The organism is Kribbella alba, from assembly GCF_039529635.1.
GTDB classification, from domain to species: domain Bacteria; phylum Actinomycetota; class Actinomycetes; order Propionibacteriales; family Kribbellaceae; genus Kribbella; species Kribbella alba.
In genome coordinates this window covers 288471-306083 of the sequence record NZ_BAAANE010000010.1, presented here as the reverse complement: position 1 = coordinate 306083, position 17613 = coordinate 288471, and the positions used below count along the sequence as shown (strand labels likewise).

Genomic DNA, 17613 nt, shown 5'->3' with positions numbered 1-17613 from the left:
GGCTTTGTGGAGAGTTACGGGGCGGTAACCGGTGCTTCGGTGCCGTTGGGAGCGCAACAATGGCCGGCCCGCAAGGTGCCGGTCGCCGGCGGCGAGTTGCTGGTCAGGGAGACGCCGGGAGCGGCGAAGGACCTACCTCCCGCTCTTTTCGTGCACGGACTCGGGGGCTCGTCGCTGAACTGGACCGCACTCGGTCTGCTGCTGAACGACACCGTCCGCGGCCTCGCGCCGGACCTGCCTGGCTTCGGCCGTACTCCGCCGCTGCCGGGCGTGGGGGGCATCCGGCAGCAAGCGGACCTGCTGGGCAAGCTGATGGACACGGAGTTCGACCAGCCCGCGCACGTGTTCGGGAACTCCATGGGTGGAGCTGCTGCTGTGGCTCTTGCGGCGCAGCGCCCGGAGCAGGTCGCCTCGCTGACCCTGATCTCCCCGGCCCTACCGCACCCGCGGGCGTCGGCCACCGCGATCTGGTTCGCCGCGGTCGCGACTCCCCGGCTGGGCAAGGCTGTACTGGAGCGGACCAAGCGGTTGCCGTTCGACCGGAGGTTCCAGGCGTCCCTGTCGATGATCTTCGGCGATCCCCGCACGCTGCCCCCCGAAGTACGGCAGGTGTATGAGGAGGAGTTGCGTCGGCGGGACGGGCTGTCGTGGGGGACGCAAGCCACTCTCGAGGGGGCTCGCAGCGTCCTGCTGTCGTACCTTGCGCCGCCGCGGCGATCGCTGTGGGCCGACGCGGCGAAGATCAGTTGCCCTGTGCTCCTGATCTATGGCGGCAAGGACCGGCTGGTCGATGCGCGGATTCGCACCAAGGCTCAACGCACCTTCCCCGACGCTCGACTGCTTTACATCCCCAAGTCCGGTCACGTGGCGCAGATGGAATACCCCGAGCAGGTCGAGATCGCCTTCCGCCAGCTGATCGCGTAGCAGTTCGCGAGCTGCCGCAGTAGCGACCCGGGTCGTCAATCGGAGCGGTGACTGTCATCCCGTGGGATGATCCCTGCACCGATTCGTCGACGTAGACAACCGACCGCCCGCTCGTGGAGTCAGACGAAGTGGTTTGTTCGTCGACGAAGGGAACACCGTGCGGTTGATCGGGCTGTCGCTGGGGATGTTCGCACTACTGGGGGTGGGGTTGGCGCCGGCGGCCGATGCAGCGGCGGCACCTGCACCTGTTGCCAAGGGCAAGGATTGGACGGTCGAGCCGGCTGCCGGCGGCTTCCGGATCACGCTGCGGCTGAACGACCCCGCGCCGATGCGCGACGCGTTGCCGCTACTCGCGGTGGATGGCGTTCCGGTCGGAGTGGCGCGGCAGTCGGCGGACCGGCGGACCGTGACGATGGTCAGCCCGGATCCAACGGTGCTGAAGGCAAAGAACGTCCAGTTGGTCTGGTCCTCGGACGCGGCCAAGGGCAACCAGAGGTCGCGGCGTGTGGGCGGCGGCGGAACGGATGCCGACTGGTTGAACGCGCCGAAAGGTCCGCTGTTGCCTGACGATCCTGGTGCCACCGGCCACTATTCGGTCGACACGGCCGAATACAACCTGGGTGATCAGGCCGTCTCCCTGCCGGGGCTGGGGGAGAAGTCAGAAATGCGCGGCAAGGTGTACTCACCCCACGGAGCCGTCGGCGCTCGCCCGCTGGTGATTTTCCTGCACGGCCGGCACGAGTACTGCTACGGCGGCGACCAATCCGGGCAGGCGGACAAGCCGTGGCCGTGCAGCGGCGGCGCGAAGCCGGTGCCGAGCTTCCGCGGGTACGACGGTCCGGCGAAGGCGCTTGCCAGCAACGGCTACCAGGTCGTGTCGATCAGCGCGAACGCCGTGAACGCGTACGACGGCGGCGTGTACGACTCGGGCGCGCAGGCTCGCGCCGAGTTGATCCTGGACCACCTGGATCTGTGGAAGAAGTGGTCCACCATCGGCGGCGGCCCGTTCGGCCGGACGTTCGTCGGCAAGGTGAATCTGCAGAACATCGGCCTGATGGGTCACTCCCGCGGTGGTGAGGGGGTCGCCCGTGCCGCGGTGCTGAACGCGGACCGCGGCGGCAGGTACGGGATCCGGGCAGTCCTGCCGCTGGCGCCGACCGATTTCGCCCGGTCCACGGTCCCCGGCGTCGCGATGAGCGTTGTCCTGCCGTACTGCGACGGCGACGTCTCCGACCTGCAGGGGCAGAAGTTCTACGACGACACCCGGTACTCCGTGACTGGTGATGCGGCGCCGAGGTCGACGGTGACCGTGCTCGGGGCGAACCACAACTTCTTCAACACCGAGTGGACCCCCGGTCAGTCGGAGGCACCCTCGAACGACGACTGGTGGGGCGACGAGAAGGCCTCGCCCTGCGGCGCGAAGTACGCGGGCCGGCTGACCGCCAGGGAGCAGCAGGCCGTCGGAACCGCTTATGTCGCGGGGTTCTTCCGGCTCCAGTTGGGCCACGAGACGAAGTTCCTCGGCCTGCTCGACGGATCGAACAGTCGAGCCACCTCGGCCGGGCGAGCCGTAGTACGGGTTGTTTCACAGGCGCCCGCGGGGACGCGACGGGATCTGAACCACTTCGACCAGGCACTGCCGGCTGGAGCGGTCACCGGCAGCGTGAAGGCGACGGTGTGCTCGTCGGACTGTGTGAAGACCGACGACAGTTCACAGTCGCCGCACTGGGTCGAGGCGTGGTACGCGGCGAAGACCCCCACCACAGCAGTCACCAAGCTGACGTGGACCGGCAAGAACGGGGTACTGCGGATCAACGTGTCCGCCAAGCAGCGTGACGTCCGCGGATACTCCGCACTCTCGTTCCGCGCGGCTCCCGATCCGGCCGGTGCTCTCCGGACCGACCTGACAGTGCGGGTGGTCGACGGTCACGCCAAGGCGGTCGCGGTAAAGGCATCCAGCCTGGGTGATGCCCTTGTGCGGATGCCCGGGTCGAACGACAGCGGGCTGCCGAAGAACCTGCTGCGCACTGTGCGGATCCCGACCACCTTGCTGAAGGGGATCGACCTGCGCGACGTACGAGCGGTCGAGTTGCGCACCGACCGGATCGCCGGCGGCTCGGTGTTCGTCAGCGATCTGGCATTCTCCAAGGCGGACCTCGGGCGGTCGGCTCCGGCACGGCTGCCGCGGTTGTCGACGACCGGTCTGAAGGTGCCGGAGGGCGACAGCGGCACCAAGAACCTCGACTACTGGGTGACCATGTCACGGCCGAGCGCGCTGCCGGTCAGCGTGTACGTCGAGACGAACGGCGACCTGGGCACGTCCGTCGGAGAGGTCAGCAAGCGACTCGTCTTCAAGCCCGGGCAGACCCGGCAGAAGGTCACCGTGCCGGTCACGGGCAACACCCGCGACAGCTACGACCTCAACTTCAATCTGGTGCTGTCCGCGCCGACGCAGGCGATCCTGGACAAGTCGTTCGGACGCAGCCTGGTGGTTGACGACGACCCGACGCCGACGTTGTCGGTCGGCTCGGGCGCCGCGACGGAGAACGAGCAGTTCCTGAAGTTCCCGCTCAAGCTGTCCGCGCCGAGTGACCGGTACGTCTCCGTCAGCGGGGTGCTGCAAAACGGCACCGCAGTGCTCCGCAAGGACTACCTGAGCGAGTACGACGACGGCACCACCAACCCGCCCGACACCAGCTTCTACTCCTACCTCGAGCCTGGTCAGACCAGTGGCGAGATCCTGGTGAAGATGGTCGACGACAAGGTGAAGGAGTCCACCGAGACCTTCACAGCCCGGGTCCAGGAGGTCGACGGCGCCGTCCTGGAGATCCCCGTCACCCTCACCGCCACCATCCGCGACAACGACTGACCCCACCGTGAGGCCCAGAGGTGCTTTGGAAGTGAGACGGACGTCCCGGCATGCGGACCTAGGGGACCCCGGCTGGGGCGGTGCGGGAACATGGAGAGCGGATCGATGGTTGAACCCTGAGATTCCGCAAGTTTCCCGCTGACGAGGAGCGCCAAGTGTCCCTGCCCCCGCTGGTCGAACCGGCCGACGAGCTGACCATCGATGAGGTCCGCCGCTATTCGCGGCACCTGATCATCCCCGAGGTCGGGATGGCCGGACAGAAGCGGCTCAAGAACGCCAAGGTGCTGGTGATCGGTGCCGGCGGTCTGGGCAGCCCCGCTCTGCTCTACCTGGCCGCTGCAGGCGTCGGCACGCTGGGCATCGTCGAGTTCGACACCGTCGACGAGTCGAACCTGCAGCGCCAGATCATCCACGGTCAGTCCGACATCGGGAAGTCCAAGGCGCAGTCGGCCAAGGAGTCGATCCTCGAGACGAACCCGAACACCAACGTCGTGCTGCACGAGGTCCGCCTCGACAACGACAACGTGTTCGAGATCTTCGAGCCGTACGACCTGATCGTCGACGGCACCGACAACTTCGCCACCCGGTACCTGGTGAACGACGCCGCGGTGCTGCTGGGCAAGCCGTACGTCTGGGGCTCGATCTTCCGCTTCGACGGCCAGGTCAGCGTGTTCTGGGCCGAGCACGGCCCCTGCTACCGCTGCCTCTACCCGGAGCCGCCGCCGCCCGGCATGGTCCCGTCCTGCGCCGAGGGTGGCGTGCTGGGCGTGCTTTGCGCGTCCGTCGGCGCGGCCCAGGTGACCGAGGCGATCAAGCTGCTCACGGGGATCGGCGACCCGTCGCTGGGCCGGCTGAACATCTACGAGGCCCTCGACCTGAACTGGCGTGCGCTGAAGGTCCGCAAGGACCCGAACTGCGCGATCTGCGGCGAGAACCCGACGGTCACCGAGCTGATCGACTACGAGAGCTTCTGCGGCGCGATCACCGAGGAGGCGGCCGACGCGGCCGTCGGTTCCACCATCTCGGTGAAGCAGCTGAGCGAGTGGATCAAGCTGAAGGACAACGGCGAGAAGGACTTCGTGCTGATCGACGTCCGCGAGCCCAACGAGTACGAGATCAACAAGATCCCGGGCTCGGTGCTGATCCCCAAGGCCGACTTCCAGACCGGTGTCGCCCTCGAGAAGCTTCCGCAGGACAAGCAGCTGGTCTTCCACTGCAAGTCCGGTGTCCGCTCCGCCGAGGTGCTGGCCATCGCCAAGGGCGCCGGCTTCTCCGACGCGGTACACGTGGGCGGCGGCGTGGTCGCCTGGGTGGACCAGATCGACCCGAGCCAGCCTTCGTACTGAGTTCTTTCCGGGTTCATTCCGGGTTCATTCCGGCGACCCCCTCCGCGTGCAGTGGAGGGGGTCGCCGCGTTCAGAACGGCATCCGGCAGCTGGCGACGGCTTCGGCTCCGGCGCGATCACCTTCGAGCAACTCGACCACCGGCTGATCATCCCGACCCGACAACGTCCGCATGTAGCCCACAGCATCGGTCTGAACGGTGGCGATCGGCTCGCCCCTCCCGAGCCGATACGTGCCGCCTCCTTGCCCGCTGAGTACGAGCACCACCGGCGTCCCCTGCCAGAACGGCCCGTCCTCGAGGTCGAGCATCACCTGCGCGATCACGGCCTCGGCGTACGGCCCGGCATCGAACTCCCGTCCGAGCGCCTGGCACACGTCGTCGCGGTGCATCCACAGATCGCGCGCTAGCAGGATGTCCTGGATGTAGCCGAGGTTCAGCTTGTTCAGCCCGGGCATCCCGTCGACCTTCACGTTCATCCGGCGGAACAGCCCGGGGTTGCGTGAGATCGTGCGAGTCGCCTTCGCCCACAGTCGTTCGAACCGCGCGCGCAGCTCGGCCGGCGCAGTACCGCGATGTTCGTCGGCCTGCACCATCATGTGCGCGTCCAGCAACGGGAGGTCCGGGTAGACCTGCTTCGCGCGCCGGTCCCGCAAGGGGAACGACCACGGCCGGATCACGTCCTCCGCCTGACCGCAGAGGTGCCCGACGATGTCGGCCACGTCCCACTCCTCGCAGACGGTACGACGCTGCCAGTCGGTGCCGTCGAGGGCCTCCAACAGGCCGTGCCAGGCGTTGATCTCGGCGTCGCGGTGCAGGCGTGCTGTAGGGCGGTCGGCGCGGGTGATGTCCCGGGCTTGGACGGCTGTCATGCTCATCTCTTCCCCCTGGTCGGTTTGTACCGCTGGTAGTACATCTCGAGTACTACGGGCATGAGCCGGCTGAAGCGGCCTTCCTCGTACGAGGCGTCCGGCTCGTTCGCCAGCTGCTGCGACATCACTCCGGCCGTGATCGCGGTGAAGAGGGCGATGCCTTCCTCGCTCGCGGCGTCCGGGTGAAGCTGGCCGGCCGCGACCGTCGCGGCCAGGTGGTCACGCAGATCCTGGAGCATCTCCTGGGCCGGCGCGAACGCCTCGGGCGATGGTGCGAACCCGGGAATGGTCCGCCAGAACAGGATCTGGGCGTAGACCCGGTTCTGCAGGGACCACCGGCTCAGAGCGTTGACTCCGGCCAGGCCGATCGCCAGTTGGTCCGTCGTGTCCGCCTCGGCGCGGGCCTTGCGCTGGGCATCGCGGACAAGCTCGGCGCCACGCTGGAAGAGGGCGTCGTAGATCGCCATCTTCGACGGGAAGTACTGGTAGAGCGACGGCGGCTGCATGCCGAGTTGCCGGGCGATCGCGGACAAGCTCAACGCGGCGACACCTTCGACCTCCATCAGCTCGATGGCCACCTCGAGGATCTCGTCGATGGTCTGCTGCCGGCGACGGCTTCGGCGATCGGTGGCGGCTGTGCTCATGGTTTGAGGAAAACCTAATGGCATTAGGTATGTCAATAGCTCGTAGGTTTGTCCCCGGCGGCACGTACTGTCGTTGCATGTGCAGAAACATCACCGTTCTTCGTGGACTCGAGCCGGCGGCGACTTCTGAAGAGATCTACGCGGCCGCTCTGCAATACGTGCGCAAGGTCACCGGGGTCGGCTCGCTGAGCGCGACCACCCGCGGCCCGATCGAGCGGGCTGCCGCCGAGGTCGCCAAGATCACCGAAGCCCTGCTGGAGGAGATGCCGGACCGCCGCGTCCCACCACAAACCGTGCCCCCGCTACGCCGCCCCGAAGTACGGGCTCGTCTCGGCCTCGACTGATGCTGTCATCCGAGCGGGGGTACAGTTCGGGGCGGTGGAAAACCCTTACCTCGGAGGCGCGGCATGCGGTTTGCGATCAAGACCAGGCCTGAGCACACGACTTGGCAGCGGATGCGGGACGTGTGGATCGCGGCGGACGAGTTCGAGATCTTCGAGTCCGCCTGGCACTGGGACCACTTCTACCCGTTGAGCGGCGATATGACCGGGCCGAACCTGGAGGCCTGGACCACGCTCGCCGCGCTGGCACAGGCGACCAGCCGGATCCGCGTGGGCTGCCAGGTGACGGGCATGATCTACCGACACCCCGCCGTGCTCGCGAACATGGCGGCGACCACCGACATCATCTCCGACGGTCGGCTCGAGCTCGGCGTAGGCGCCGGCTGGAACCAGATGGAGTGCGACGCGTACGGCATCGAACTGCCGCCGCTGAAGGAGCGCTTCGACCGGTTCGACGAAGGCGTCCAGGCGATGATCGCGCTGCTCACCGAGCCGGTCGCGAACTTCGACGGACAGTACGTGAAGCTCACCGACGCCTACTGCAACCCGAAGGCCGTGCAGCGTCCGCACCCGCCGATCACCATCGGGGGCAAGGGTCCCAAGCGCACTCTCCGCGCCGTCGCCCGCTGGGCGCAGCAGTGGAACGTGATCGTAGCGAGCCCGGAGGAGTGGAAGCCGCTCAAGGAGATCCTGGTCGGGCACTGTGAAGAGCTCGGTCGCGATCCGGGCGAGATCACCTGCTCGGTGAACGTCCGGATCGACTCTGACCAGACGCTGGATCAAGCTGTCGCCGAAGCCTCGGCGTACGGGGAAGCGGGTGTCGACCTGGTGATCATGAACCTTCCGCTCGACACCCCGCCCTCGATCCTCGAGCCCCTCGCGAAGGCCCTCGCGCCGATCGCCTGAATTTGTCGGTCCCGGCGGATAACGTTGCGTCGTGGATCGGGAGGAGTACGTCGAGGCGGTGCTGTTGGCGGTCGAGTCGATTCCGCCGGGCAGCGTCGCGACGTACGGGGACATCGCGTCGTACGTCGGCCAGGGCGGGCCGCGGCAGGTCGGTGCGATCATGCGCGAGTACGGCGGTGGTGTGCCGTGGTGGCGAGTGATCCGCGCCAGCGGCGTGCCTGCTGAGGAGGTCGGCGACGAGCAGCTCCAGCGGCTCCGGGGCGACGGCGTCCGCGTCACCAACGGCAAGGTGAACCTCCGCCAGGCCCGCTGGTCGCCGGAGAATCCGGAGGACTGAGCGGCCATCCGCTGACAGACTGCGCGGCGTGTGGATCATCGAACCGGCCGACGTGAATTCCCCGGACGCGCTGACGTTGCTGCGCGAGTATTTCGTCGACGTAGCCGACAGGTACTACCTCCTGCATCTCGGCCGACGCGGGACAACCGAGGAGATCGAGACCGGGCTCGCAGAAGCCCCGAGCGACGACCTGGCTCCGCCGACCGGCGTGTTCTTGCTAGGCACGTACGACGGGAAGGCGGCCGGGTGTGCGGGTCTCCGCATCAAGGACGCCGGAACCGTCGAGCTCGGCAGGGTGTACGTCCGCCCGGCGTTCCGCGGAACCGGCGGTGGTCCGGCATTGCTCGCAGCCGTCGACGACGTAGCGCGCGCGCTCGGCGCCACGCGCATCATCCTCGACACCCGCCTCGACCTCACCGAAGCCCGCGCCCTCTACACCAAGAACGGCTTCGAGGAGGTTTCCCCTTACAAACAAGACAAATACGCTGAGATCTGCTACGCCAAGCAGCTCGCGTGACGCCATCGCGCGGGTACCTGTCGGGGCCGAGTCGATCCTGCCCAGTGTGGCGTCGCGGACAATCCGCTGGCCCGGAACCAGCGGAAGACCTCGGCGGCGTAAGCCATCTCGCCCTCGGCCTGAGCGGACTACCTTCCGGCCAGGGTGGTCAGGGCAACTACCTTTCGCAGGCAACCCGGCGGCGGCACTCTCACGACCGGCCGTTCGGTCGCACGGCACACGCGCACCGCTAGGGGCCTGCCCACCTCCGGCTCGACCCGCCCCACCTGTCCGCATTTCCGCACTGCCGCACTCCCCGGCCCGACCCGCCGCCGCCGCGCCGTCTTCCCTGCTCGACCCGCCGCACCTGTCCGCACTGCCGCACTCCCCGGCCCGGCCCGCCGCCGCCGTGCCGTCTTCCCTGCTCGACCCGCCGTCGCTCCTCGACTTCCCGGATCGACCCGCCCAAATCAGGCCGGTGGATCGGCGAGTCGAGCCGGGTAGTCGCGACAATCCGGCGGGTCGAGCCGGGAAGTGCGGAGGTGCGGGCGGGTCGGGCCGGGGAGTGGGGAGGTGCGGGCGGGTCGAGCCGGGAAGTGCGGACAGGTGGGCGGGTCGAGCCGCCCGCCACGCCGTCTTCCCTGCTCGACCCGCCGTCGCTCCTCGACTTCCCGGATCGACCCGCCCAAATCAGGCCGGTGGATCGGCGAGTCGAGCCGGGTAGTCGCGACAATCCGGCGGGCAGGTCGAGCCGGGGAGTGCGGACAGGTGGGGCGGGTCGGGCCGGGGAGAGACCGGGAAGAGGGTCAGGGCGGCGGCGGCCGGTCGCGGCTAGTTTCGGGACCTCGGACACCCTCTGGGCGCTTCGGTCAGGCCAATTGGTATCGGAGGCCCCGACTAGCTGTCCGTGGTTCGCGGCGGTTGAAGGCCGAAGTAGGTTCGCAGCTTCTGCGCATACGGCGCGCGTTCTTCGGGAGTGGCCGGCGTGGGGAGGTGAGGTGTGCTGTAGAGGTTGTCGTTCTCGAAGCGAGGGAAGACGTGGACGTGGTGGTGCCACGCGTCCTGGTATCCGGCTGGTTCGTTGTGCTGGCGCGTTGACACGCCGTCGCAGACGTAGGTGGAGCGAATGGCGATCGCGACCTCACGAACGAGATCGTGTACTGCGTGCCCGTCGGCGGGCGGGAGATCGTAGAGGTTCTCGTGATGGTTGTGCGGGGCGACCAGAACGTGGCCGTGGTTGTTCGGCCACCAACGGGATGAGACGAACGCCATCCCTCGGTCTGTCCTCAAGACGATGTCGTTCTGGGTGGTCAGGTGATCGTCGCCACCGGCTGCGATCAGGCAGAACGGGCAGCGGTAGCCCGCCGGCTCGTGATTGAACATCGCTGACCTTCCGTTCCAGGGATTGGCGCAACAGCTACCTTGCCACTTTGGAACTGTCCGGATTGCGGGAACATCGGGGCTCGGCGGCGGGTACGGATGGAACTGTCGGCGTGGTCTGATGGGATAGCGAGGTGGTCAGTCGAACAGGGTCCCGGTACCGGTTGGTGCGACCGGAGGGGCGGGGGGTCGAGGAGAACTCTGCTCCTGTCCTGGATGCCGATCAGCAAGCCGTGGTGGATCATCCCGGTGGCCCGTTACTCGTGCTCGCGGGACCTGGGACGGGGAAGACGACGACCCTCGTCGAGGCTGTGGTCGATCGCGTCGCCAACAGAGGGCTGAGTCCGGACGAAGTGCTGGTGCTGACGTTCGGGAGGAAGGCGGCGACCGAGCTCCGCGATCGGATCACCGCGCGCCTTGGACGAACCACCCGGGTGATGCCGTCGATGACGTTCCACTCGTTCTGCTATGCGTTGCTAAGGCGCTTCACCCCGGCCGACGCCTTCGACGTGCCGTTGCGGCTGCCGTCCGGGCCGGAGCAGGCGCTGCGGTTGAGCGAGGCGCTCGGCGGGAGCCGCGAGGTCGGCGCGGTGAAATGGCCGAGCAGTCTGCATCCGGCTTTGAAGACGCGCGGGTTCACCGACGAGGTGCAGGCCGTGATCGGCAAGGCGCGGCAGCTCGGGCTGGACCCGGAGGACCTGGCCGCGATCGGGCAGTCGGCGAGCCGGGCCGAGTGGATCGCGGTCGGGCACTTCTTCGAGGAATACCTGCAGATCCTCGACCACGAACAGGTTCTCGACTACTCCGAGCTCATCCACCGCGCGGTCATCCTGGCCCAGCAGCCGGAGGTGCGGGCGAAGCTGCGCGAGGAGTTCAAGGTCGTCTTCGTCGATGAGTACCAGGACACCGATCCCGGCCAGACCAAGCTGCTGCAGGCGATCTCCGGCGACGGCCGCGATCTGGTCGTGGTGGGCGATCCGGACCAGTCGATCTACACCTTCCGCGGTGCCGACGTGCGCGGCCTGCTGCGTTTCACCGACGAGTTCCGTACTGCGTCCGGCGCAGAGGCGGCCCAGATCGCCCTCGCAACGACGAGAAGATTCGGTACTACGCTGCAGCGCGTCTCCCGCAACGTGGTGAACCGCCTGGGCGTGCCGGGGACCCTCGACCGGGACACGTTCGAGCGGTTCCGCAATCCCGACGCGAGCGCGTGTGTGTACGGCCCGGGCAAGGTCGAGGCAAACCTGTACTCGACAAGCGGCGCCGAGCTCGAGCACATCGCGGATCTCCTCCGCCGGGCGCACGTGCAGGACGGCGTCGGCTGGCACGAGATGGCGGTGCTCGTGCGTTCCGGCACCTGGTCGATCCCGCCGTTGCGCCGTGCTCTTGCCGCTGCCGGGATCCCGGTCGACGTCGCGGGTGACGAACTACCCCTGTCCCGCGAACCCGCGGTACGGCCGATGCTTCTCGCGTTGAGAGCGGTCGCGGATCCTGCCACGCTGACGGTTGACGTCGTCAGAGCGTTGGCGCTGTCGCCGTTGGGGGCGATGGATGCCGGGCAGTTGCGCAGGTTGGCCCGCGTACTGCGGCGCCGGGATCGCGAGGCGGCAGGTGGTCAGCGACTGCCGAGGTCGTCGGAGGAGTTGCTGCGCGAGGCGTTGACGAACCCGCTGCTCCTCGACGAGCAGGCGTCTCCGGCCGAGGCGCGATTCGTGGCGCTCGGGGAGAGGTTGCTCAAGGCAAGGAATATCGTCACGGCCGGAGCCGCGCCGGATGAGGTGATGTGGTCCCTGTGGTCCGAGTCGCCGTGGTTGCGCCGGCTCCGCGGTCAGGCGAACAGCGGCGGCGAAACGGCGCGCACGGCCAACCGGGACCTGGATTCGTTGTGCGCGCTGTTCGATGCGGCGAGTCGCGCCGAGGAGCAGGTCGGCTTCAAGGGCGTGTCGGCGTTCCTCAGCGAGCTGGAGCAGCTGGACATCGCGGGTGACAACCGGTTCGACGGGACGTACCGCGAATCCGGCGTCCAGCTGATGACGGCGCACCGGTCCAAGGGTCTGCAGTGGCGGCTTGTCGTGGTGGCAAGCGTCCAGGAAGGGCGGTGGCCGAATCTCCGCCGACGAGGTTCGCTGCTGGAGCCCGACCGCCTCGGACCGGGAGGCTTGGTCGAGCCGCTGTCGGCCGGGGCTCTGCTGGCGGAGGAGCGAAGACTTTTCTACGTCGCGATCACCCGGGCGCGCGAGCGGTTGATCGTGACGGCGGTGCAAGCGCCGGAGGCCGACGGAGATCAACCGTCGCGGTTGCTCACCGAGCTGGACATTCCTTTGAAGCTGGTCGCGGGCAGACCCCGCCGACCTCTTTCTTTGCCCGGGCTGGTTGCCGATCTGCGATGTGTGCTTGCAGATCCGGCCTCCTCTCCAGCGTTGAAGCGCGTTGCCGCGGACAGGTTGGCGAAGCTCGCGGACGCGGCCGACGACCGTCAGCATCCCTTGGTGCCGACCGCTGATCCAGAGCGCTGGTGGGGAGTGCGCGAGCGGACCAGATCGGAGCGGCCGATTGCCAACCCGGACCTGCCCGTGCCTCTGTCGGGCAGTGCGCTGACGACGATCGTGGACTGCCCGTTGCGATGGTTCCTGCAGCGTCGCGCAGGTGGCGAAACGCCCAGTACTTCGGCCATCGGCTTCGGCATGGTTCTTCACACGCTGGCGGATGCGGTCGCCACCGGCACCTTGCCGCCGGATACCGATGAGCTGAACGGGTGGCTGGACAAGGTGTGGACGCAGCTCGAATTCGACTCGACCTGGATCTCGGACCGCGAGCGGGTCGAGGCCGAGGAGGCGTTGCGGAGGTTCGTCGCCTGGCACAAGGGCCGGCCGGATCGCAAACTGCTCGGCACCGAGGTCGAGTTCGACGTACTGCTGCCGGATACCGACAAGCCCGCAGTACGGGTGAAGGGCCGGATGGACCGGTTGGAGCAGGACGGCGACGGCGCGATCCGCGTGATTGATCTCAAGACCGGCCGCACTGTTCCGACCAAGCCCGCTCTGGAGCGGCACGTCCAGCTGGCGATCTACCAGCGCGCGATCGAGTCTCGGCAGCTGAAGGCGCTTGGCGACGCTCCACGCAGCGGCGGTGCCGAGCTGGTTCAGCTGCGACATGACGACAGCGGGTTGCCGAAGGTGCAGGGCCAGGCTCCGCTGGAGGCGGACGAGGAAGGTCGCACCTGGTTGGACGAAGCGGTGGAGGACGCCGAGGCGATGGTCCGTTCCGAGGAATTCGTTGCCAAGCGCAACGCCGGCTGTGATCGCTGCGATGTACGCGGTCTCTGCCCGATCCAGCCAGAAGGCCGGGAGATCGTCTGATGCGCGCGACGCTCACGTCCACGGCCGATCTCTGCGATCTGCTCGGGATTCCCTTCAGTGATCAGCAGCTCGAGGCGATCACGGCTCCGCTCGCGCCTGGTGTGATCGTGGCCGGCGCCGGTTCGGGCAAGACCACCGCGATGGCGGCCCGGGTGGTCTGGCTGATCTGCACCGGGCAGGTCGAGCCGGAGGAGGTGCTGGGTCTCACCTTCACCAAGAAGGCGGCGAACGAGCTCGACGTCCGGATCCGCGAGGACCTCACCAAGGCCGGCGTGCTCGGATCCACGCTGCCGCCGGACCAGCACCCGATCCTCGCCGCGCATCTGCGGAGCAACCTCGACTCCTGGCAGGCCGAGGAGTCAGGCGAGCCGGTCGTCTCGACGTACCACGCCTTCGCGGGCACGCTGATCGCCGAGCATGGCCTGCGCCTCGGCCTCGAGCCGGACGTGCGGGTGCTCGCCGATGCGACCCGGTTCCAGCTGGCAGGGCGCGTCGTCCGGCGGTCTTCCGGACCGATCCGGTTCGCCTCACACCACGTGCCGACGCTGGTCAACAGCCTGCTCTCGCTGGACGGCGAACTCGCGGACCACCTGCTGCGTGCGGACGACGTACGGGAGCATGACGAGGCGGTACGCCGTGAGGTGGCCGCGGCGCGGAAGCAGACCGTCGAGGTGAAGAAGCTCGCCGAGACCGCGCTGAAGCGGGGCGAGATCCTGCAGTTGGTCGAGGAGTACCAGGCCTATAAGGGCGAGCGGGGCGTCGTCGACTTCGCGGACCAGATGGCGCTCGGCGCTCGGCTCGCGGAGGAGTGCCCCGAGGTAGCGGTCGTCGAGCGCGCGCGGTACAAGGTCGTGCTGCTCGATGAGTACCAGGACACCTCGGTCTCGCAGCGGCGGATGCTGACCGCGCTGTTCTCGGCGAACGGCCATCCGGTGACCGCGGTGGGCGATCCGTGCCAGGCGATCTACGGCTGGCGCGGCGCCTCGGTGGCAAACCTGGACGAGTTCCCCGAACACTTCAAGAACGCGGACGGTACGCCGGCCAGGCGGTTCGTGCTGAGCGTGAACCGTCGCTGTGGCAGCAAGATCCTGGCCGCGGCGAACCAGCACGCGGCCGAGCTCTACGAGCAGCACCCCGGCGTGATTCCGCTGGAGGCGCCGGAGAACGCGCCCGAGGGTGCGATCACCGTCGGGTTGTTCGAAACCCGCTCGAAGGAGATCGAGTGGGTCGCGGACTCGGTCGTTGCGGCGCACCGGACCCCGAACCGCCGGTGGAAGGACATCGGCATCCTGATGCGCACCAACGTGGACCTCAGCGCGGTGCACGAGGCGTTGATCGCGCGGAAGGTGCCGGTCGAGGTCGTCGGTCTGGGCGGTCTGCTGGCTCTGCCCGAGGTGGTCGATGTGGTGGCGACCCTGCAGGCGGTCAACGACCTGACGGCGAACGCGGCGATGCTGCGGATCCTGACCGGGCCGCGCTACCGGATCGGTCATCGCGATCTCGCCTTGCTGGCGAACCGTTCGCGCGCCCTGGCCGACGCGGGAGATCGTCCGGCGGGCGATGACTTGGTGGCGGCGCTGGATGCGGCCGTGGCGGGGATGGACTCGACTGAGGTGATCTCACTGGCCGAGGCCGTGGATGATCCTGGTCCTTCGGGGTGGGGTTACTCGCCCGAGGCGCTGGTCCGGTTCAAGGAGTTGTCCGGCGAGCTTCGCGACTTGCGCACGCACGCGGGGGAGCCGCTGCTGGACCTGGTTCGCCGGGTGATCAGCACGATCGGGCTCGACGTCGAGTTGACGGCCACACCGGACCACGTCGACTCCGGCCGCCGGGACCACCTGGCCGCGTTTCTCGATGCCGTGGGCAACTTCGTGTCGACCGAGTCGGACGGATCACTGGACGGCTTGCTCGCGTACCTCGCCGCCGAGGAGGAGTACGCGGCCGGCCTCGACCTCGCAGTACCGAGTGAGGCTGATTCGGTGAAGCTGCTGACGACGCACCGGTCGAAGGGGCTGGAGTGGCCGGTCGTGTTCGTGCCCACGCTGGTGCAGAAGGTGTTCCCGTCGGACCGTGGGCGGGACAAGTGGACCACCAACGCGAAGGTGCTGCCCTGGCCTCTGCGGGGTGACGCCGACACGCTGCCGGACTTCCACGACCTGTCGAACGCGGGGTTGAAGGCCTTCGCCGACGAGTGCAAGGACGTGAACTCGCTGGAGGAACGCCGGCTGGGGTACGTCGCTTTCACCCGGGCGAAGGAGATCCTCGTCGCCACCGGTCACTGGTGGGGGCCGACCCAGAAACGGCCGCGCGGACCCTCGACGTACCTGGAGATGCTGAAGAAGCACGCGGGTGACCGGGTGGCCGACTGGGCTTCGCAACCCGAGCTGAACGAGGAGAACCCCGAGCTGGCCGAGCAGACCCAGGCGGCTTGGCCGGCCGGCTATGACGCGGAGTCTTATGAGCGTCGGCTCGAGGCGGTTGCGCTGGTTCAGCGGGCACGTGCGGAGGGGCCGTCGCTGGACGCCGAGGAGTCGTTGCTCCTCGACGAGCAGGCGACGGTGGCTCGCTGGGATTCGGAGCTCGAGCGGTTGCTGTCGGAGGCGCGGGAGAGCCGCAGCCGGAAGGCGTACGACGTGGTGCTGCCGACCGCGTTGTCGGCGACCCAGGTGATGCGACTGGCCAAGGATCCGGACGGGCTCGCGTCCGAACTGGCCCGGCCGATGCCGCGAAAGCCCAACCGGGCGGCGCGTTTCGGGACTCGGTTCCACGCGTGGGTGGAGAGTTACTTCGGGCAGCAGTTCCTGCTCGACCCCGATGATCTGCCGGGTGCCGCGGACGAGGGGATCGTCGACGACACCGATCTGACCGAGCTGATGGACGCGTTTCGGGTGGGGCCGTATGGCGAGAAGATGCCGTACGAGATCGAGGCGCCGTTCGCCTTGGCGATCGGCGGCCGGGTGATCCGTGGCCGGATCGACGCGGTCTATCAGGTGATCCGCTCGGACGGGGCGCGCGGCTACGACGTGATCGATTGGAAGACGAGCCGCTCCGAGACAGCTGATCCTCTCCAGCTCGCGATCTACCGAGTCGCGTGGGCTGAGCTCCTCGGCATCCCCGTCGCCCAGGTAGGCGCTGCCTTCTACTACGTCCGCACTGGCGACGTGATCCGCCCGGAAAACCTCCCCGACAGACAGGCCCTTATTTCGCTGCTGAACCGCTGACGTCGGGCTAACTGGTTGAGTCTGGTCAGCGGCCTGTTCGCGCCCAAATCGACCGAAGAGATCGCAGTTGGCCATTGCAGGAACACGCAACTTTGCGGGCGTAGCCCGCGACCTAACCGCGTCCGCTCGGGGGAGTTGGCTGGTTAGCTGGGGGTCACGTGTCGCGTGTTCGTGCTGTCATCCATGTCGTCCTGATCGCTTTGATTGCGTCGTTCCTGGCGGTCGACTCTTCGGCAGTTTGCGCCGACGGTGACACCGTCAGTGAGGCCCGTTGCGGCTGCTGCGACACCCGCATTGCAACCTACGGCGTGCCGGACGTTAGTGACGCACCGGCGTACGACCACGCCGAGCGCGGCCCGCCCGCGAGCGCTCTTGCGGTCCCCGACGACTTCGCCGTCGGCCGTTGGTCGCACGGCACTTTGGCGCTCCCTGATGGGGACACCGTGCAAGCCTGCACCACCCTACGACTACCCCATTCAGCTTGTCGCGAGCGGCAAGGAGGGCGACGAGCCAGTCGGTCGTGCAACTACGACGACCGGTGACGTTCAGGCGATAGACAGAGCATCATTGTCGATTCGAGCCAGCGGTGTTGCCGCAAACTTAAGGCCAGCAGTTCAAGGCGGCCTCTAACCTCTTCAAACACAAGTCGGAACGGGGACTGCGAATGGACTTGACCCAGATCAGCCCGGGCAAAGGCGTACACCGCGTCGATCAATCAGGGTCCCGCCATCCGACAAGCGGAGACTGCGTGGGCATCTGGCGACATGCGTGGAGTTGTTGATGCGCTGTCGCCCTGGCGCGATTCGCTCCCCGATGACCAACTGCGACGCCTTTTGTTCGCCGAGCGCAAGCTCGGCACTGGGCATGAGACCGGATGAAACGTCTCGTCCTGGCGTTTGTCGCGGTCCTGGTGTCGTGGCTC

At 67.7% G+C, this 17613-nt stretch carries 12 protein-coding genes; 9 read left to right on the top strand and 3 right to left on the bottom strand.

What is annotated here, in order from left to right; genetic code table 11:
* Positions 1-6 precede the first annotated feature (6 nt).
* The 3 genes from ABD210_RS28570 to moeZ all read left to right on the top strand — a co-directional run bounded on the left by ABD210_RS28570 (position 7) and on the right by moeZ (position 5139).
* A complete protein-coding gene (locus tag ABD210_RS28570) occupies positions 7-924 on the top strand; it encodes an alpha/beta fold hydrolase (RefSeq protein WP_344115577.1) in 918 nt (305 codons plus the stop codon).
* 133 nt (positions 925-1057) lie between these two features.
* Positions 1058-3793: a Calx-beta domain-containing protein gene (locus ABD210_RS28565; protein ID WP_344115576.1), complete on the top strand. Its 2736-nt coding sequence runs from the start codon at positions 1058-1060 to the stop codon at positions 3791-3793.
* Between the two features lie 155 nt (positions 3794-3948).
* A complete protein-coding gene (moeZ, locus tag ABD210_RS28560) occupies positions 3949-5139 on the top strand; it encodes an adenylyltransferase/sulfurtransferase MoeZ (protein WP_344115574.1) in 1191 nt (396 codons plus the stop codon).
* A gap of 70 nt (positions 5140-5209) precedes the next feature.
* Here moeZ and ABD210_RS28555 read toward each other — a convergent pair whose 3' ends face one another.
* Both ABD210_RS28555 and ABD210_RS28550 read right to left on the bottom strand, forming a co-directional pair.
* On the bottom strand, positions 5210-6013 hold the full coding sequence (locus ABD210_RS28555) for a maleylpyruvate isomerase family mycothiol-dependent enzyme (protein ID WP_344115573.1): 804 nt from the start codon (positions 6011-6013) through the stop codon (positions 5210-5212).
* Entirely contained in the window at positions 6010-6651 is a 642-nt protein-coding gene (locus ABD210_RS28550) for a TetR/AcrR family transcriptional regulator (protein WP_344115571.1), read from the bottom strand. Before ABD210_RS28550 ends, ABD210_RS28555 begins: the two co-directional genes overlap by 4 nt.
* Positions 6652-6728: 77 nt before the next feature.
* On the opposite strand from ABD210_RS28550, the gene ABD210_RS28545 reads away from it, so the two are divergent.
* The 4 genes from ABD210_RS28545 (at position 6729) to ABD210_RS28530 (ending at position 8752) form a co-directional block, all read left to right on the top strand.
* Positions 6729-6995 (top strand): DUF2277 domain-containing protein, encoded by a 267-nt coding sequence (locus ABD210_RS28545; protein ID WP_344115569.1) that lies wholly within the window; start codon positions 6729-6731, stop codon positions 6993-6995.
* A 63-nt stretch (positions 6996-7058) separates the two neighbouring features.
* Positions 7059-7898 carry a TIGR03560 family F420-dependent LLM class oxidoreductase gene (locus ABD210_RS28540; RefSeq protein ID WP_344115568.1) on the top strand — a complete coding sequence of 280 codons (840 nt, stop codon included), beginning with the start codon at positions 7059-7061 and terminating at the stop codon, positions 7896-7898.
* Positions 7899-7929: 31 nt separating this feature from the next.
* A complete protein-coding gene (locus ABD210_RS28535; RefSeq protein WP_344115566.1) occupies positions 7930-8235 on the top strand; it encodes an MGMT family protein in 306 nt (101 codons plus the stop codon).
* Positions 8236-8263: 28 nt separating this feature from the next.
* Entirely contained in the window at positions 8264-8752 is a 489-nt protein-coding gene (locus ABD210_RS28530; RefSeq protein WP_344115564.1) for a GNAT family N-acetyltransferase, read from the top strand.
* Between the two features lie 876 nt (positions 8753-9628).
* On the opposite strand, the gene ABD210_RS28525 is transcribed toward ABD210_RS28530, so the two are convergent.
* The gene (locus ABD210_RS28525; RefSeq protein WP_344115562.1) at positions 9629-10114 is read right to left on the bottom strand and encodes an HIT family protein; all 486 of its coding nucleotides are present in this window, start codon (positions 10112-10114) and stop codon (positions 9629-9631) included.
* Between the two features lie 131 nt (positions 10115-10245).
* Between ABD210_RS28525 and ABD210_RS28520 the strand changes: the two genes are divergently transcribed.
* Both ABD210_RS28520 and ABD210_RS28515 read left to right on the top strand, forming a co-directional pair.
* Positions 10246-13470, top strand: coding sequence for an ATP-dependent helicase (locus ABD210_RS28520; RefSeq protein WP_344115560.1), 3225 nt, complete (start codon positions 10246-10248; stop codon positions 13468-13470).
* Positions 13470-16691, top strand: coding sequence for an ATP-dependent helicase (locus tag ABD210_RS28515; RefSeq protein WP_344115558.1), 3222 nt, complete (start codon positions 13470-13472; stop codon positions 16689-16691). The genes ABD210_RS28520 and ABD210_RS28515 overlap by 1 nt, the downstream gene beginning before the upstream one ends.
* The last annotated feature ends 922 nt before the right edge of the window (positions 16692-17613 follow it).